At 62.6% G+C, this 15,191-nt stretch carries 16 protein-coding genes; 5 read left to right on the top strand and 11 right to left on the bottom strand.

What is annotated here, in order from left to right; all coding sequences use genetic code 11:
- Window positions 1-108 precede the first annotated feature (108 nt).
- Together AC0KUR_RS34975 and AC0KUR_RS34970 are read left to right on the top strand one after the other, a co-directional pair.
- Window positions 109-1,038, top strand: coding sequence for a tyrosine-type recombinase/integrase (locus tag AC0KUR_RS34975; RefSeq protein WP_473377174.1), 930 nt, complete (start codon window positions 109-111; stop codon window positions 1,036-1,038).
- A 70-nt stretch (window positions 1,039-1,108) separates the two neighbouring features.
- The gene (locus AC0KUR_RS34970; protein ID WP_473377173.1) at window positions 1,109-1,588 is read left to right on the top strand and encodes a hypothetical protein; all 480 of its coding nucleotides are present in this window, start codon (window positions 1,109-1,111) and stop codon (window positions 1,586-1,588) included.
- Window positions 1,589-1,690: 102 nt separating this feature from the next.
- On the opposite strand, the gene AC0KUR_RS34965 is transcribed toward AC0KUR_RS34970, so the two are convergent.
- From AC0KUR_RS34965 to AC0KUR_RS34915, 11 genes are all read right to left on the bottom strand, one after another.
- Window positions 1,691-3,493, bottom strand: a complete 1,803-nt coding sequence (locus AC0KUR_RS34965) for a phosphoadenosine phosphosulfate reductase domain-containing protein (protein ID WP_473377172.1) — start codon at window positions 3,491-3,493, stop codon at window positions 1,691-1,693.
- A gap of 71 nt (window positions 3,494-3,564) precedes the next feature.
- Entirely contained in the window at window positions 3,565-4,128 is a 564-nt protein-coding gene (locus tag AC0KUR_RS34960; RefSeq protein ID WP_473377171.1) for a phospholipase D family nuclease, read from the bottom strand.
- An 86-nt stretch (window positions 4,129-4,214) separates the two neighbouring features.
- The gene (locus AC0KUR_RS34955) at window positions 4,215-4,622 is read right to left on the bottom strand and encodes a hypothetical protein (RefSeq protein ID WP_473377170.1); all 408 of its coding nucleotides are present in this window, start codon (window positions 4,620-4,622) and stop codon (window positions 4,215-4,217) included.
- A gap of 59 nt (window positions 4,623-4,681) precedes the next feature.
- A complete protein-coding gene (locus AC0KUR_RS34950; protein WP_473377169.1) occupies window positions 4,682-4,876 on the bottom strand; it encodes a hypothetical protein in 195 nt (64 codons plus the stop codon).
- 22 nt (window positions 4,877-4,898) lie between these two features.
- Complete coding sequence (locus tag AC0KUR_RS34945; RefSeq protein WP_473377168.1) at window positions 4,899-5,075, bottom strand: hypothetical protein; 177 nt, start codon at window positions 5,073-5,075, stop codon at window positions 4,899-4,901.
- An 80-nt stretch (window positions 5,076-5,155) separates the two neighbouring features.
- Window positions 5,156-7,477, bottom strand: a complete 2,322-nt coding sequence (locus tag AC0KUR_RS34940) for an SMC family ATPase (RefSeq protein ID WP_473377167.1) — start codon at window positions 7,475-7,477, stop codon at window positions 5,156-5,158.
- Window positions 7,465-7,986: a hypothetical protein gene (locus tag AC0KUR_RS34935; RefSeq protein WP_473377166.1), complete on the bottom strand. Its 522-nt coding sequence runs from the start codon at window positions 7,984-7,986 to the stop codon at window positions 7,465-7,467. Before AC0KUR_RS34935 ends, AC0KUR_RS34940 begins: the two co-directional genes overlap by 13 nt.
- 198 nt (window positions 7,987-8,184) lie before the next feature.
- On the bottom strand, window positions 8,185-9,540 hold the full coding sequence (locus tag AC0KUR_RS34930; RefSeq protein ID WP_473377165.1) for a metallophosphoesterase family protein: 1,356 nt from the start codon (window positions 9,538-9,540) through the stop codon (window positions 8,185-8,187).
- Window positions 9,541-9,620: 80 nt separating this feature from the next.
- On the bottom strand, window positions 9,621-10,106 hold the full coding sequence (locus AC0KUR_RS34925) for an NADAR family protein (RefSeq protein ID WP_473377164.1): 486 nt from the start codon (window positions 10,104-10,106) through the stop codon (window positions 9,621-9,623).
- A 166-nt stretch (window positions 10,107-10,272) separates the two neighbouring features.
- Complete coding sequence (locus tag AC0KUR_RS34920; protein ID WP_473377163.1) at window positions 10,273-11,547, bottom strand: recombination directionality factor; 1,275 nt, start codon at window positions 11,545-11,547, stop codon at window positions 10,273-10,275.
- The gene (locus tag AC0KUR_RS34915; protein WP_473377162.1) at window positions 11,544-11,810 is read right to left on the bottom strand and encodes a DUF7696 family protein; all 267 of its coding nucleotides are present in this window, start codon (window positions 11,808-11,810) and stop codon (window positions 11,544-11,546) included. The genes AC0KUR_RS34920 and AC0KUR_RS34915 overlap by 4 nt, the downstream gene beginning before the upstream one ends.
- Before the next feature lie 616 nt (window positions 11,811-12,426).
- On the opposite strand from AC0KUR_RS34915, the gene AC0KUR_RS34910 reads away from it, so the two are divergent.
- The 3 genes from AC0KUR_RS34910 to AC0KUR_RS34900 all read left to right on the top strand — a co-directional run bounded on the left by AC0KUR_RS34910 (window position 12,427) and on the right by AC0KUR_RS34900 (window position 14,993).
- Window positions 12,427-13,035, top strand: a complete 609-nt coding sequence (locus tag AC0KUR_RS34910) for a DUF1845 domain-containing protein (protein WP_473377161.1) — start codon at window positions 12,427-12,429, stop codon at window positions 13,033-13,035.
- 950 nt (window positions 13,036-13,985) lie between these two features.
- On the top strand, window positions 13,986-14,393 hold the full coding sequence (locus AC0KUR_RS34905; protein ID WP_473377160.1) for a bactofilin family protein: 408 nt from the start codon (window positions 13,986-13,988) through the stop codon (window positions 14,391-14,393).
- Window positions 14,394-14,489: 96 nt separating this feature from the next.
- A complete protein-coding gene (locus tag AC0KUR_RS34900) occupies window positions 14,490-14,993 on the top strand; it encodes a hypothetical protein (RefSeq protein WP_473377159.1) in 504 nt (167 codons plus the stop codon).
- Window positions 14,994-15,191 lie beyond the last annotated feature (198 nt).

Here is a 15,191-nt window from a genome sequence, read left to right as displayed (position 1 = left end):
CACGCTGAAAAATGGATGGGGGGATGCCCCACCCTTCTGCAAGCGAAGGACGCGAATCGTAGATTCGCGTTATGCTTGGGGTACCCAATATTCAGTATATAAGATCAAATGGACGAACCGACTTTCTGGCTGTCGGCGCCGACCGAGGCCTATCGACAGTGGCAGCGCACGGAAGCCGCCGGCGCTGATCGGCGTGCGTTCTCGCCGAGGTCGATCGTCCAGCACGAAGCGATGTTTGAACGCTTCATGCGCCACCTCGCCGCCGCGCAACGGTCGCTGGCCACCTTCGGACCCGACCACCTCGAATCATTCTTCGCTGATCTCGATCGCCGGTGCAAACCCGGCACCACGACGCGCCTGCGCTACGAGAAGCTTCTCGACAGGCTTGGCCGACACCTGGTCGACGTCGGCGTGCGCAAGACCAATCCAGCGGCCGTCTACACACTGACCCAGATGTGGCCAGAGGACGAACCCGTCCCGGTGTACCTGCTCGAGGCCGATGACCGTCGACTGCAGGCGTCGATCCGAGCCATTGATGGACTCGACGATCGCGCGTTGCGGAACCGCGCCATCGTTGGCTTATTGCTCTCGACCGGCATCACCGCGCAGGAAATCCGGCAGGCGACCGCCGACGACCTCGACCTGTCGCCGGCGCGGCCGCACCTTCAAATCCCGAAGCGCGGCCCGCGCGAATCACGCCGGGTCGACGTAGTCGAGTTCGCGGTACCGGCGCTCACGCGATGGCGAAGCCTGTCTGCGGCCGCCGACAGCCCACTGCTGTTCCCGTCCCCCCGTGCAGGCGGGCCGATGACCGACGAGATGCTCGGCCGCATCGTTCGAGACGAACTCCTCGCGATCGACATTCGGCTCCCCGATATGAGTCCGCGCACCCTGCGCAACACGTTCGCAAGGCGCTTGCTGCTTGCCGGCAAGAGCAACGACGACGTCATGCGAGCGCTGGGCCTCACCAGCCAGCGGACGGTGGTCAGGATTCGCGCAACCCTCTCGCCTTCACCGCAAGCTCACACCGCAGCTTGACTTCTGAACCGCCTCGATAGCCTGAAGAAGCCAGCACTTTCGCTGGCGTCTTTGCTATCGGAGTATTCGTATGGACTACGTAACGCGCTACACCGACCTCATTTACTTCGCGAACGGCGAAATTGCTTCATGTCGATACAGGTTCATCAAATCGCCGGACAACCAGACGCAAGTCATCCTCCAGATCAATCATCACGGCGGCCGACCGGGCAACCTGGCCGCCGATCACCAAACGCGTGACGCGATCCTGAATCGAATCGCAGACCGCGAGTTGACCGGGGTCCCGTTCTCGATGCTCTGCGTCGCATTGACGGAGGGTGACGTGCACCACGTCGTCTTCCCCGAGCCCGATCTGGAAGACTACATTCAACGTGGCCATCCGTACCAACAGACCCCCGAGCGCGCCGCACGCGGCCGCCATATCGAGCGCATCTCGATCGATTCACGGAACCTTGTGATCGGCCGCGCCCGGATTCAGACGGCGCACACCACGCCGACGCCGCCGGATACCGACCTTGCGGCGCTGCTGAACCGCTCTGAGGCGGCGTAGCAATCTTCCCCTACGGGGCGGCAATCGTCTGATACGTTTGTGTGCCGCGCGAAAAAAAAGCCCGACACGTGAGTGCCGGGCTTTTTGCAACAGCGCTTGACCTCAGGCAGCCTGAGAAAACAGGTCGACAGGCGCCAGATTCAGCATCGTAAGGTGCTCCGCGTTCGAGATCGCGCGGTCGACCAGAAATCGATCCAGCTCCGCCGGCGTAAGGTTAAATCGCTCGGCGAGACGGGCGAAGTACTGGCCGCGCTTCGCCATCTCCTGATAACGCCCCGCCATCCCCGCCGGCAGCCGCAAAATGCCTTCGTTCAGCCAGAATCGGGCCGACTCCATCCCAGCGTGTTGCTGGGCTTTCACGGACCAGCCTGCGTCGAAGCTGCAGGTCACGAACGCGCAGGCTGCCTCATTGTCCACCTCGAATTGGTCTCCCTCTTCGAAATAGACGATCTGCTCTCCTCCCTTCGTGCGCGCGTAGCGGCTGGGCCGATCCGGATGCAGATAGCGATTCCACTGCTCTGCGGTGTAGTCGCGAAGCCCGTCTGCAGGCGCCTCGGCATCGTACGCACCGACGTAGAACCATCCGTGATGTGGGATGTCAGTCTTCGGCAACGGGGCGAGCACCGGAACATGGTAGCGTCGGCCGAGGCGATGCACGTCAAACCAGACCGAAAGCGCTGGAAACGCGTGAGGCGCGTAGTGGTGCATGGAGAGATAAAAATCGATCGCCACCAGCTGCGCCGGCGTGATCATCTCGAACTGCACATCGCAGAGCGCCCGGTTCTCCGGAGTATCAGGTATTTCGCCCGTCGCCAAGGCCCCCTCATGCCGCTCCGCGCGCTCGACCTCAAGCACGTCGAGGGTCAGCAGGTACTGCAGCAATCGGAGCCGCTCCCGATAGGAGAGGACGTCGGGCTTGACCGCCAGGTACCCAGCGTCGCTCAGCTTTCGGCCGACCAGTTCTCGTCGACCAAGATCCCACTGCACCGCGACCAGATAGTTCCTGAAGCGATTTAGCCCTTCCAGATGCTGGTGCTCCGGCTCCTTCACCATCGACTCCATCGAGCGATCTCGCTCGCCCGACACGCAACAGAACGCGCACCCGAATCTGGACCCGCACGCGGCTCGCGCGCCGCCCTCCCCGAGAATCACGCCGCATGTTCCCTCGTTTCCCGCCCGATAGAGATCCGACAAGCGTCGAATCGACGCAGCGGAAATCGGCGACGGAAAGGGCCGATCGGCATCGGCCGCGAAGAGCGAGAGCATCGCCCAAACGCAGTCGGTGGACCATTCAGCGATCGGGGAGAACGTGAGCAGCCCGTCCGCGTTTCGGACGGGTCTCAACGCATTCTCGCTGCGCGCCGTCATGGCCGCTGCACGACTGCCGCTTTCGTCGAACCTGTTGCCGAGTATGGTGACAACTTCGCCACTGCCGCTGGCGGCTGCCGAGCGCTCGAGCGCGACGCGCAACCGGTTTTGCGGATCGACCTTCCAGTCAGCCGCGCACGCACGAATCCGCTTCCCGTTCTTCACCCCGTTTTCCGGGGTGCGGGGAAGCGTTCCGCGCCCGATCGTTGCGACGACAAACTGCGACGCCAAAGATGGCTTCGCCACGTGCACCGATACCGACGTGCCAGCGTCCGCATAGGCGTCGCGGATCTCATCCAGCATGGCCTGAAGGTGCCAGTGCATACTCGGGTTTTCAATTGTCGTATCCGCACTCGTCACGAAGTGCTCGCGCGACACCTCTGCTCCGGCGCGTCGCACCGCCTCGAGCATGAGGATCGCGGTGCAAGTCGAGTCCTTGCCGCCGCTCAGCGCGTTGGAGACCGTGTACCCCTTCCGAATCAGCGCGACGAGCGAGTCGATCGCGGACTCCATCTTCACCAGAATATCCGAAAACATGTGCTGCTCCAGTAGCGCAGGAACAGCCCCACGCGGGATCTGTCCCGCGTGGGTTGAGAGGAAGATAACAATCAGGGCGCGCGATACAACTCGCCGCGCGCGGACACCGCTTCCCAGTTCTTCAGGTACGCATCGGCAACACGAGTGTCACCCCGCAACACTACGACGTTCTCCGCGTTGTACCGGGCCGCTTGCTGCGAATAGTTGTAGCTTCCGGTCTCGACGGTCATGCCGTCGACAACGACATACTTCGAGTGCTGCGCCGGAAAGGCGCTCACAACACGAACGGGGATCCCGGCGTAAGCGAGAGCACCGAGCGCCGCCCGTGCTCGGCCGCTTCGATCCTCTTCGAGGTTGCTGCGCGCGTCGACGCTCACCGCGACGTCAACGCCGCGGCGCTTTGCGGTGATGAGCGCACGCGTCACTGCCGGAGCGGTGAACGAGTAAGCCAGCACACGGATGGACTGGCGAGCTTCGCCAATCGTCCGCAGCACCAGCGCTTCGGCGCCGCCATCCGGCGAGAACGCTATTTCAACCCGAGGCGGGATCTCCGCCTGCGCGCGGCCGACCAGCGCAATCGCGACGAAACAGCACTGCCACGCCACCAGTACAGCCCAACCGATTTGCTTCTTCATAGGTATCTCCAAACGAATATGAAAAGCCCCGCTCCATTCGCAAGCGGGGCATTGAGATGCGCCATCGAAACGATGAGAGGGACGCATTAGCGGTTCGCCAATGCCTTCGCAACATCACGCGCGGTGACTGTCAAGAGCCACCGTTCGCTTTCCTTTCGCGGCCACTTGGCGAACTCCGCGTACCCCTCCTTCTGCGGAACAGCGGAACTGACAACCGCAACGAGAAAGCCGAATCGATCGGCTGGAACACGCAGTAGCGCGCAACTGGATTCGAGCGCGATCCGGACCGCCGAAAGGCCGACATAGGCCGGGGCGTCGATCACCGTCAGTGCATTCAGTGCAACATCGCGCACTGACGTGTTCCCAGCTTGATCGGCAACGATCGCGAGCGTCGCCAGACGCGCCCGAACCGACATCTCGTCGAACGGACCTCGCGCGCTTTCAGGCACGACACTCGACGCGAGCTGAACAAGATCAACATTCAGGAGTGGCATATAGGTTCCTCAAAAAAATGGCCCCACTCTCGTGGGAGAGCGGGGCCGCCGGACAAGGGTTAGATGCAGGGCTTGGGGTGCCCTGCGAGAAAAGTGTGGACTTGGCCATCTTTGCAGATGACCGCGTCCGTTTTATTAGCCGGCCGCCTATCCGCGGCGTGCGAAGCCACCGCGTAGCGCAGGGCCGGCGCATGCGGCTCCGAACCGCCGTGCATCGCGATCAACAGCATCACCAGGTTCGTCATCCCGTTCATCGAGCGTTCCTCCGTCGACGATTCAGGACGCCGCGACGGCCGTAGCGGCCACCGTCACCCAGCGCCCATCAACCAACACGTCGCGCAACCGTGAGCCATTCAGCTCGTAGACGTGTTCCGTACCCATGCGGATGGGCTTCGGGCGAACCGATGCCGTCAGACTTCGATGCAGAGCAGCAGTATTGGACTTCAGGTTCATTGCGTTCCTCGAAAAGGAAAAAGGCGAGGAACGCCCCTGTGGGGAACGTTCCCCACCAGGGTTAAAAAATGTGTGCTGCACTACCTCGCAAGTGCCGCCACGTCGATGACAGCATCGGCCTCCGCAATCAGGTCGGGCGTTTGCGAGATGAAAAACTCCCGCGCATACCCACCCTGACGCAGCACCTCGCGCTTCATACGCATGAACTGCACCTTGCGATCGGGATCAAGCGGACCATCCGACTCGTCGCTAAACAGCGTCTCGTACGGTTGTCCCGCGTTACCAGCGATGTACAGGGCGACGCCCCGTGTCAGGCATTCGTTGATCCACACCTTCTGACCACCAGACATCACGCCAACCGCTTTGCTGCTGTCGCTTTCGGCGTCGTGCACGAGGATTTCAAATCCCTCGCGCGTGTCACCATTGGCCAACGTGCGCTGCGTCTGGATCTCGACCGTGAACCGCGTGCCGTAGCACGCAAGCAGCAGGTCGTTCACCGTCTGCGTCAGTGCCGGGCCCGCGTCGTCGATCGTCAGCGCGATCACGCCGTCATTGCCCAGCCCTTTCGCCAACAGCTTCCACTTCGCGATCTCGTCCGAGATGCGCTCTGCGAGTGCCCGCGTCGCTGAAAAGCCCTCAAGCTCGCGCTCGAGCGTTACCAGCGTCGTTTCTCCCGTAGCCTGACTCCGGATCAATGCTTCGATCCTGGCATCCAGCCCCGTGCAGGTCTCGCGTCGAGCGGCCAACTGGCGATCGACATCCGCAATCGCTTGCGCGACATCGACAGAGGCCAGACGCGACACCTCCGCCTCGACCTCCCGCAACAAGCCGTTTATCCGCACCGTCTCGGTCTCTCGACGCTTCGACGCCTCGCCTCGCTCAACTTCGAGCGACGCAAGTTCCGCCTGGCTCTGTTGCATCCCGGTTTCAGCTGCATCGAGCAGCGGCTTTCGTGCGGCAAGTTCGGTTGCACGTTGCAGCGCCTGCCGGGCCGCCGCGATTTCCGAATTGACGCGCTGCAGTTCGGCGCGCTTCGCAGACAACGCCTCAACAGCCGGCGCCAGTTGATCCAGTTCCGCCTTATGGCTGCGGTACCGGGTCCGAAGGTCGTTCAAAGAGATGGTCTGGACGTCCACCTGCTGTGCCGCGCTCCTCGCTTGCGCGAGCAACGGGCATGTCACGTGAATATCCATCCCCGCACACGGCACCGAGCCGATGACCGCCGATTGCTCGGTCAGGGTCTTGATCAAGTCGGCCTTGGTCGTGCCCTCCGATTGCAGGCTGGTGAGCGTCGATCCGACCGTTGCTGCCCGCAGTCGCTTCGCGTCAAGCTCGTCGATCGCGCGCTGCAAAGGTTCGAACAGTGCTTCAGCCTTGCCGAGCCGAAGCTGTGCATCGTCGCGATCCGCTGCGGCGCCAAGAATGGACTCACGCTGCCGAACAACGGCCGCGTGGCCGGCGATCGTGTTACGAATCGTCGTCGCGCGCTGCAAGAACCGTTGCTGCTCCGCCTGCCCGTCACGCTCCATGGCCTCAAGCGAAGACCGCAGCTCGTTGCGACGCGCCCCCAATTCCCCGAGTCGCGCCGCCGCAGCTGCGTTCTCGCCTTGCTTGGCAACCAGCACGGCGTGCTGCTGCGTCAGCGTCGCGATCTCAGCCTGGACAGCCGTGCGCCGCTCGCGCGCGGCAGCCATCTCCGAAACGTCCATCGCGATCGCCTTGCGCGTCTGATCGACTCGCTCACGCTTTCCAGAAAATGCCGTGAGGTCTTGCTGCACAACACCAAGTTGCCGGGCCAGCACCTTCGCGACCTCTGCAGCCTTCGTCGACAACGCACGGAGGTGATCGATCTTCAGCAGTTCAGCGAGCAACGCCTTGATCTCGCTCGCTCCGTACGACGCGAGCGGCCGGCGGTTCTGCGCCGAAAACACGCTCGTGAAGAACGACTCGAGCGAACCGCAGATCGCGTCAACACATCGATCGTAGGTTTCGCCCTTGCCATCCGACACGGTGCCATCCGGCAGCGATACCGGCCGCCACTCGCCATCGGTCGAGCGATAGAACAGGAAGTAGTCCGCCTTGCCGGTCTTGCCGGGCTTGCGGAACGCGAAGGTCGACCGATAGCGCAAGCCATCGTGCTCCCATTCAAACTCCTTGCGCGCCTGCACCCCGCAGATGTGATCCCAGTACGAGAACGCATCGACCGAGAGCTTCGACGCGCGCGACGGCATGATCCGGTATGGATGGAGGTTGTCCATGATCGTCGTCTTGCCGGCGCCGTTCGGCCCCGTCAACGCGATCAATCCATTGGGCAGTGACTCCAGGTCGAGTTCGACGCTGTCGCGTTTCATCCCGTCCCGCACGCCATGGAACCCTTCAAGCAACAGTTTCAGTGGTCGCATGACTGGATCTCCGCGAGCGTAATGGGCTGCAGATAGTCGTCAGGCAGGAACGGCACGTCATCGTCGTCGATCGTCAGCGTCGGCTCGGGCCGGGAAGCCGGCTTGCCCAACGTGCCACCGACAGCAGCCTGCACCGTCCCGCAGAGGCGACGGAACGCGTCCGACGTCTGCTTGAGCACCGCGTCCCAATCGGGACAACCCGTGAGGATCTGCAGCTCGCGCCCCGACCACTGACCCGAATAGCCCGAGTCGAACGACCAGAGCAGGTTCTGCAGCTCGACGCCCGGCGTGACCACGATTTCAGCCAGGTCGGCTTCGATCACATGGGTCAGGACGAACAGGCCATCGCGCTGCGCGATGACAGCGCCGCGCTGAGCACCGAACGGTTGATGAAAGAGAGCTGCCGTGCACCCGCCATGGTCGACGAGGAGCTTCTGCAGCGACTTGGCGTCGGTGGACGCAGTATATGTTTGCGCCCAACGGACGCCAGCAGGATAGAGACCAAACATGAGCACACTCCGGAATGAAGACGGAGTGCGCCCCTGACGGGGAACACGCCCCGTCAGGGAAGAGAGAAACTGGATGCAGCGATGCTGCGTTCGATGCGCCAATGGGCGCGGGGTGAACCTCGTTTCGATAGCCACGCGGGCTATCGGAACATGGCTAGTGTTCGAAAATGACGGAATGCAAACCGTCCGTGGGCCAAACTACGCCGCAAACAAATCGTCGATGAGCCAGGATTGTTCGTCAGCAGCCGGCGCGATAGTCGCCATTGTGGCCAGCGGCAACGCCGACTCGACGATCGGCGTGACGGTCTGACCACCAGCGGGCTCGTCAGCACTGGCTAAACGCGCCAGGATTGCTTGCGCGATCGCGTCCGGCTCCCCGGTCTCGAGCAGCTGCAGCCGGTCAACCAGCGGCATAGCATCGACGTCGGCCAGCTCGCACCATCGGGACAGCTTCGCTTCGACCGTCGGCGCCGTGCTGATCCCCTCTGCCCTGCTACGCATGACAGGAAGCACGCGCGGCTCGAGCTTCACGCCGGCGGCCGTCGAGAACATTGCTTCGATCGCCTTGCGGTCGACCAGCTGCTTATGCTCTTCGTCGATCTGCCAGCGGATACGCACGAACTTCCCGGCGGATGCCGCCGCGAGCGCTTCGAGCTCGTTCGTGTCAGGCGGCCCGTCAAAAGCAACGGAGACCATTTCACGAGATGGCGTCGGAACCTGCGCCGCATGGGCGTCGTTCGCCGAAACCTCCCACGAAAGGTAGCCCTTGTCGCCGAGCTCGCCGTAGTGGAAACGCCCGATCGAACCCGGATACCCCACGATCCGCCCCTCGCGCTCCCACGTCTGGTGCTTGTGGATGTGACCCAGCATGAACGCCGAGCACTCCGCGCCAAACAGCGCGCTCAGGCTGAACTCGTGATCGAATCCTGCCATCGTGACGCCGTGTTCCGTCTGACAACCGTTCACCGTGCCGTGCGACACTCCGATCGTCGGGACGCCTGCCGCTCGGAATGCCGCATTGATCCGGCCGGCAGCAGCGAGGAACCCCGCGAGGGTATCCGCGAGATCAGTCGATGCCGCCAGCGACCCGACGCGCAGCGCCAGCTCCGCTTTGTTCATCGTCGGAAGACACGTAAAGATCGCTTCGGGCTCGCTGTACAGATGGTGTCGCACTTCGTCCTCGTCGAAGACCGGCCCACGCGAGAACCAGAAGTTTCCATCGTAGAGAGCAACCTGACAGACGCGGTCCGCAATGGCCACCGGATACCGAGCGCCCATCAGCGCGAAGTTGTCGAGTGTCCCGGGCGGCTCGTGCGAGAACGTGCCCTGCAGCATCAGCACCGGCATCGCTTGCGCAAGTCGGTGCACCTGAGTCGCGAGTGAGTTCAGCGCCGGCGCATGGGCATCGAGCCGATGGTCGGTCGAGTCACCGCTGATCACCGCCACCTCGGCCTCGCGTGCTATCGCGTCACCTACCGCATACGAGAAGCACCGGTCCGCCTCGTCGAGGTGTTCAGGCGCGTAATGCAAGTCAGAAAAATGCGCGATCTTCATCAACGCCTCCAGAAAAAGAAAAGGCCACCCGCAGGCAGCCAAAGATAGATCCGCGCCGGCATGCGGCGCAAAAAGGAAAGTTACGATCGAGAAAGCGCGTCCCGCACGTGCATGAGCGCCTTGCCGAGCAGGTTCAACCCCTGCCAGGCGGACGGATCAGCGATGCGGGGATCCTGTTCGCCGAGCCCGACGCCCCAGATGCGGTCATACGGGCTCGCCTCGACCAGAACCGACGCCCCGGTCGCGCGCAGCGCGTTCGCGAGAGCCTCGTTTTGTCGAAACTTCTCGCGACAGCCTACGAACATGATCTTCTCGCGCGCCGCTAGCCAACGGGCCTCGTCGAAGCCGCGTACCGAACGGCCAAGCCGCTTCTGCTCGCGTGGCGATGTCGACGACAGGATTGCTTCCGCTGTCGCGTGGTCATCGAACAGCATAGCCTTCGCGTACATCATGAATTGTTCGACACAGTTGAAGGTGACTTCGTGGAACGTGAAGCTGCACGGGTGCCAGTTGCTGAACACGTCGGCGGCGCCGAAAAACGCCGTGATGTTGCCGATCCGGCGCATGGGATCCTCCAGAGGGATGGGTCAAGAGATGGCCGCTTGCGCGGACGATTTCGATGCGTGAGGCACGCGGTCGAAAGCACTTGAGCAAATGGCTTTGCTGAAGGACTCTCAGGGCGCGACGTAGAAAAAGACACCGGCCCCGAAGGGCCGGCGAAAGGGGTGTCATTTAGTTGCCGTGGAACGACTCGACCGCGGCGCCGATTTCACTTTGAAGTGAAGTCGGGTCCTCCAGCGCCGTCGTCAGCCTCGCGATCATCTTGTCGACGTCGGTGGGCCGTTCCACCCAACCGCGTCCGAATCGGAAGTGGCCGTAGATGCGAAAGGCCTTGCGCTGGTCCTCCTCAACGAAGCGAAGGCGCTGCAGTAGGTCCTGCATGCGATGGCGCTTTTCGTCCATCGACTCGGGTGGACCGTCGCCGGCTACAGCCTGATCAGCGCGCATGGCGGGGCTTTCTCCGTCCGACGGGTGAAGCTGAATCACCGTGCTGCCAGAGTCGGGAAGTGTGGGCCGCCCGGCGCCTTCGATCGCTGCCGTGGCGTCCTCGGCACCGTCGAGCAGTGCACCAATGTCGATATCCGCATCGAGCACGGTCAGCATCTGCATCTGACGCACCGCGTCGCCCGCCTCGTTGATACGCGTGATGTCGAATTCCCGCTTCGAGATCCAGAACTTCGTGCCCGTCAGCTTGCCGCGAGCCAGCTGGACCGTCTTCATCGCCGCGTACGCTTTCTGCAGGACGTAGATCGAGTTCGTCGGGAGTTCAATCAAACCCAGTCCCTTAATATCGGGAATGGCGAAGATGAACTGGGCACCGAGGTTGCATTGCCGGCTTTGGTACTGCGGGCATTGCTCGGGGTTGCAGATGCCATCGGGAATTGCATCATCCTGCCGGAAAATCACGTCGCGGCCGCCGAAATGGCGAGCCGCACGCTGCGCCCGCGGATCGCGCTCGACCTTCGCATACGTCTTGCAGTAGCGGAGACCATCGGGTCCGTACTGCGAGAAGTACTTACGGCCGCTCGAGCCCCACGCCGCCATCTCATTCGGGATGTTTTGCATCCAGTCGTTGAAGGCAAATAGCACGGGGAAGCGGTAGAGCCGGATACCCTGCCCTCGATCCTCACCGTAGAGCCGGAGAATTTCGTCGGCGACGTCCGGATTGTTGAAGTCCGACCGGCGGCACGTGAAGTAATCGGTGTTGCGCGGCGCCAGCGCATGCTTGAGCCGACAACGGGATTCGATCGCTTTGCCGATCGTCTCGAACGAGTCTCCGGCGGCCACCATCTCCTCGTACAGCGCAACCGCATCCGGATTGCCCCGAGCGGCAGAGGTCAGGACCTTGATACCGGGCCGGATCTTCCCGATCACGGGCGGACGCATCGCCCGCTCTTCGACGACGCTCCGTACGGGGCCGCCGATCAAACTGACAACTGCATTCATGAAGGTTTCCTCGCAAGTTGGAAGATCGCCTGGGTGCGCAACGCGTCCGCGGATTGCTCGAGCGCGTTGGCAGCCGCCTCTCCGCGGCGGTGGGCGATACTGGACAGAAAAATCCGGCGGTCGGAGTCGGTGAACATCGCGACCCGGGCCACTTCGCAACGCTCCCGCCAGGCGGGTGTCGTCGTGTCGGTGGTCGACCTTTCCTCGGCGATCGTTTGACTGATCACGTCGGCAATCCGGGAATTGAGACGATTGGGAAGCACACGCACCTCCGGGACAGAAAAAAGACGAAAAAAAAGCGCGTTCCTCGGCAGAGGAACGCGCTTCGTGGATTCGGTTAAATGACCCAAGCACCACGTCCCTTCCGGGGACGTGGTGCTCAGGGAGCCGGTCGGCTCATAGAGAGGACGTTAGGTCGTCCTCGCACAGCATGGTCACGCTGTGCTACAGCCCATTTTCGGAAGTGCCATTCCGACGCAGGTTCACGGCTCAGTCGACTACAGTCGTTCTACCCAGACAGAGGCCTGGAGAGAGACACCCGTTGTCCGGGGTCGAACGACGTCGCGGCGCAAATGAATGCGGCCAGCAACGAGTTTTATGACTGAAATGGGGAGCACGGGCGAGGCGCTCATCAGAAAGGAATTCCACACTGGTTGCCAACCAGTCGGAGCATGCCCATAGGCACGGCTTGTACAAAAGATGGACTTCGGCCAGCGAAGTCAAGGTCGATGCGTCAGGGACGCGAGAAGTAGAGTCAGTATCGCGAATATCTCGGCTCGCGATCCCCGAAAAGCTCACGAAAACAGACTCGCTTTTGCCGGTACGCACATCTGGTGACTCGCTCAGAATCATCGATGAGAGAGACCACCCGAAAAAATCATGTCTGCCGTTCTCGAACCACCGCACGAAGGGCGCGGGCAACCTGACACGCCCACGCAAAACACCCCGCCCACCGACGCGTCGCCGGTGCGCCTCGCCACGTCGACCGGATTGAAGCCAATCCAGCGCCTGACGAGCGACAGCCGTATCGACAGGATCGTGCCGGATTCCGACGCGATCACGATCCTGCACTACAGCTCTGTCTTCGCACGCACGTTCATCCGAAGCGACTACAACTTCTGCGCGGCCAAGATCGCCGTTGCCCGCGGCGGCAAGGTACTGGCCGTCCAGACCGCCCTGCGGGAAACCGCTGACTGGATGCGGAAAGCCACCGCGTGGGTCGAACGGCACAACGCGCGCGCGCTCACTTTCCCGTACGAACAGATCGAATTGAAGGTGACGCGGCCGCTGGCCGGCCTGCTGGTCAGGTGCCTGACTCAATACGACCGCCTGTTCGTCGCGTCGATGGAGGCGCAGCTCGCGGAGAAGATCACGCCGCAGGACCGGGCCAACATCCTCAAGAACGCCGAAGGCCGGATCCTGCACGTGAGAACCGTGTGCATCCCGGACAACGACCGATACGACGCCGACGGCTCCGCACGCGACTGACGCGACAGCACCCGCAGCACGACCCCACCGGCTTGACATTGAAAACCGGTGAATAAGCTCGTCTTGAGCCTGCCGCGCCTTTAAACGCTGTCGCGGTATGCCGATCATCCACGGAGGAAATCTTGGACATTCGAGAGATCCAGGCGCTACATGCCCAATACTCGTCGCAACCGGTCGTCATCGACATCAACAGCCACGTCCGGGCGCTCCCTGCTCCTGACCGACAGGAATCGACGCGCGAGCGCGTCACTGCTCGACTCTCTTCTACCGGTCGAAAACTTGGCCGGCCGGCCGCGATCGTCCTTGCTGTCGCAGCGGGGGCGGGACTCACGGGCGTCAGCGCGGCGAAGCTCTGGCACGCACTCCATCCGCCGCAGGCGGTCGTACACGTCGAGCGGGCGACCACACATACTGCGACCACGCCGCCCGCGCCCGCCGCAGCCTCGACGCCGCCCGGGGTCCGACGGCCGCTCACCGGTTCGGACTTTGCCGAGCCAGCCGATCGCACGCCGGCGGCCACGTCACGCATCGACGCACAGGCGCTGCGGACCAGCGAGTCCGGAGGGTCGACGGCGCCGGCAACCGCCGCGACGCCCTCCTCCGCGACCGACCTGGAAAACGCTGCCGCGTCACCGATCCGAGCCGCGCGCGCGACCTCGAACCAAGCCGCCGGACAGCAACAGGTCGCTACCGCTCAAACCGCTCCGCCACCGCCGCCGGCGACATCGCCGGCACCCGTCGCAGCACAGCCCACGGTGCAGCCCGCAGAACAACCGAAAGTCGCGCGCCACCGGATCCACCGCGCCCCTACTCGCCAGCGCCAGGAGCCGGCCACCACAGAGGCGACGGCATCCACGCAGCATAACGAACCCACGAAGACCGAACACTCCCCGAAATCTTCGCCGCCCGCCAAGACCGGCGACGTTCCACTTTTCTGAAAGAGGCACACCATGAAAGCGAAACCGAACAACGTGACGGTCCTCATGCCCGGCCTGGTCGTCGAAGGCAACATGATCCTCGACCACGGCCTGAGCGTATTCGCTCTCGCAAACGGCGACATCATTTCCACCGACGGCCTGCTCCACGTCGGAGCCGGCGGCATCGTCAAGGGGAAAGTGCAAGGTGAGATCGTCCGTATCGATGGGCTCGTGGAAGGCGATGTCCACGCTCGCGACATGCTCGAGATCAACGGTCGCGTCCTCGGGAATGTGTTCTATTGCGGCACGATCCGGCTCGGCCAGCACGCCGCACTCAATGGGCAACTCCGTCGCGTATCTCGTGAGCTCGTGATCGAGAATGCGGCCGCCGAACGAGAGACCGCACCGGAGCGCCTTGAATCCAATGGTGCCGCTCAATGATTACCCGCCAATTTGTTCAGCGCTGGAGCGCCTGGGGTCTCTCAACGAGCCAGATGTTCGTGAGCTAAACCTCAACTGTTCGCAAATACAACCCGAATGAAGAAATCTCTCGTTGCATTCGCTATCGCAATTGCCGCGGCCCATGCCAACGCCGGCAGCACGACCAGCTCAGCTGTCGACATCACCTGGGCAAAAGAAGGGCAAACGCTCGTCCGCGGCGTGCATCGCTTCGTGAATCCCGCCGGTGCACTCGCACCGTTCGTCACCACGACTCAACAGCAGTTCCCTTACTCGACGTGTACCCCCGACGGAAACTCGCCGAGATACGAAGCGAAGCAGCTGGCCATCGGACGCACGTTGCTCCTCAAGCCCCAGCGAACGCCTGGTGGCACGATTCACCTGGATATTCAAGCCGAAGATACCGAGGTGTGGACGGTCAAAACGACCGAACATGGGCCTTGCTCCTCCATGTCCCCGGTCACAGGCGGACTGCCGCTCACCACCTTATCGGTTGATCTTCCCGAAGAGGGCGCGGTTGCCGTTTCCTTCCCGGACGGCCACTACGCTTTGACTTTGAGAGTTCTTAGCGACTCGAACTAGTCGCTACGATGCGGCATAACAAGCCGCCGGTTGCCGGCCGTCCGCCCGCGCTCGTCCACCAACGCCACCCCCTCGCCCTCCATGAGCACCGACCCTATCAACCCATTCAATCTTTTCTTGCTCGGCTCCTTTGTTATCGGCGTCGCATTGTGCGTGCATTTCGTAATCGGGCAACGAGTGCGCAGTCTCCGGGGATTT

Source organism: Burkholderia sp. YHN3-13, from assembly GCF_055810675.1.
The sequence above is the reverse complement of the archived record's forward strand: the minus strand, read 5'-3'. Positions and strand labels throughout refer to the sequence as shown.

Coding starts and splice junctions, on each gene's coding strand:
- AC0KUR_RS34975 (WP_473377174.1), top strand. CDS start 109: ATGGACGAACCGACTTTCTGGCTGTCGGCGCCGACCGAGGCCTATCGA.
- AC0KUR_RS34970 (WP_473377173.1), top strand. CDS start 1,109: ATGGACTACGTAACGCGCTACACCGACCTCATTTACTTCGCGAACGGC.
- AC0KUR_RS34965 (WP_473377172.1), bottom strand. CDS start 3,493: ATGTTTTCGGATATTCTGGTGAAGATGGAGTCCGCGATCGACTCGCTC.
- AC0KUR_RS34960 (WP_473377171.1), bottom strand. CDS start 4,128: ATGAAGAAGCAAATCGGTTGGGCTGTACTGGTGGCGTGGCAGTGCTGT.
- AC0KUR_RS34955 (WP_473377170.1), bottom strand. CDS start 4,622: ATGCCACTCCTGAATGTTGATCTTGTTCAGCTCGCGTCGAGTGTCGTG.
- AC0KUR_RS34950 (WP_473377169.1), bottom strand. CDS start 4,876: ATGAACGGGATGACGAACCTGGTGATGCTGTTGATCGCGATGCACGGC.
- AC0KUR_RS34945 (WP_473377168.1), bottom strand. CDS start 5,075: ATGAACCTGAAGTCCAATACTGCTGCTCTGCATCGAAGTCTGACGGCA.
- AC0KUR_RS34940 (WP_473377167.1), bottom strand. CDS start 7,477: ATGCGACCACTGAAACTGTTGCTTGAAGGGTTCCATGGCGTGCGGGAC.
- AC0KUR_RS34935 (WP_473377166.1), bottom strand. CDS start 7,986: ATGTTTGGTCTCTATCCTGCTGGCGTCCGTTGGGCGCAAACATATACT.
- AC0KUR_RS34930 (WP_473377165.1), bottom strand. CDS start 9,540: ATGAAGATCGCGCATTTTTCTGACTTGCATTACGCGCCTGAACACCTC.
- AC0KUR_RS34925 (WP_473377164.1), bottom strand. CDS start 10,106: ATGCGCCGGATCGGCAACATCACGGCGTTTTTCGGCGCCGCCGACGTG.
- AC0KUR_RS34920 (WP_473377163.1), bottom strand. CDS start 11,547: ATGAATGCAGTTGTCAGTTTGATCGGCGGCCCCGTACGGAGCGTCGTC.
- AC0KUR_RS34910 (WP_473377161.1), top strand. CDS start 12,427: ATGTCTGCCGTTCTCGAACCACCGCACGAAGGGCGCGGGCAACCTGAC.
- AC0KUR_RS34905 (WP_473377160.1), top strand. CDS start 13,986: ATGAAAGCGAAACCGAACAACGTGACGGTCCTCATGCCCGGCCTGGTC.
- AC0KUR_RS34900 (WP_473377159.1), top strand. CDS start 14,490: ATGAAGAAATCTCTCGTTGCATTCGCTATCGCAATTGCCGCGGCCCAT.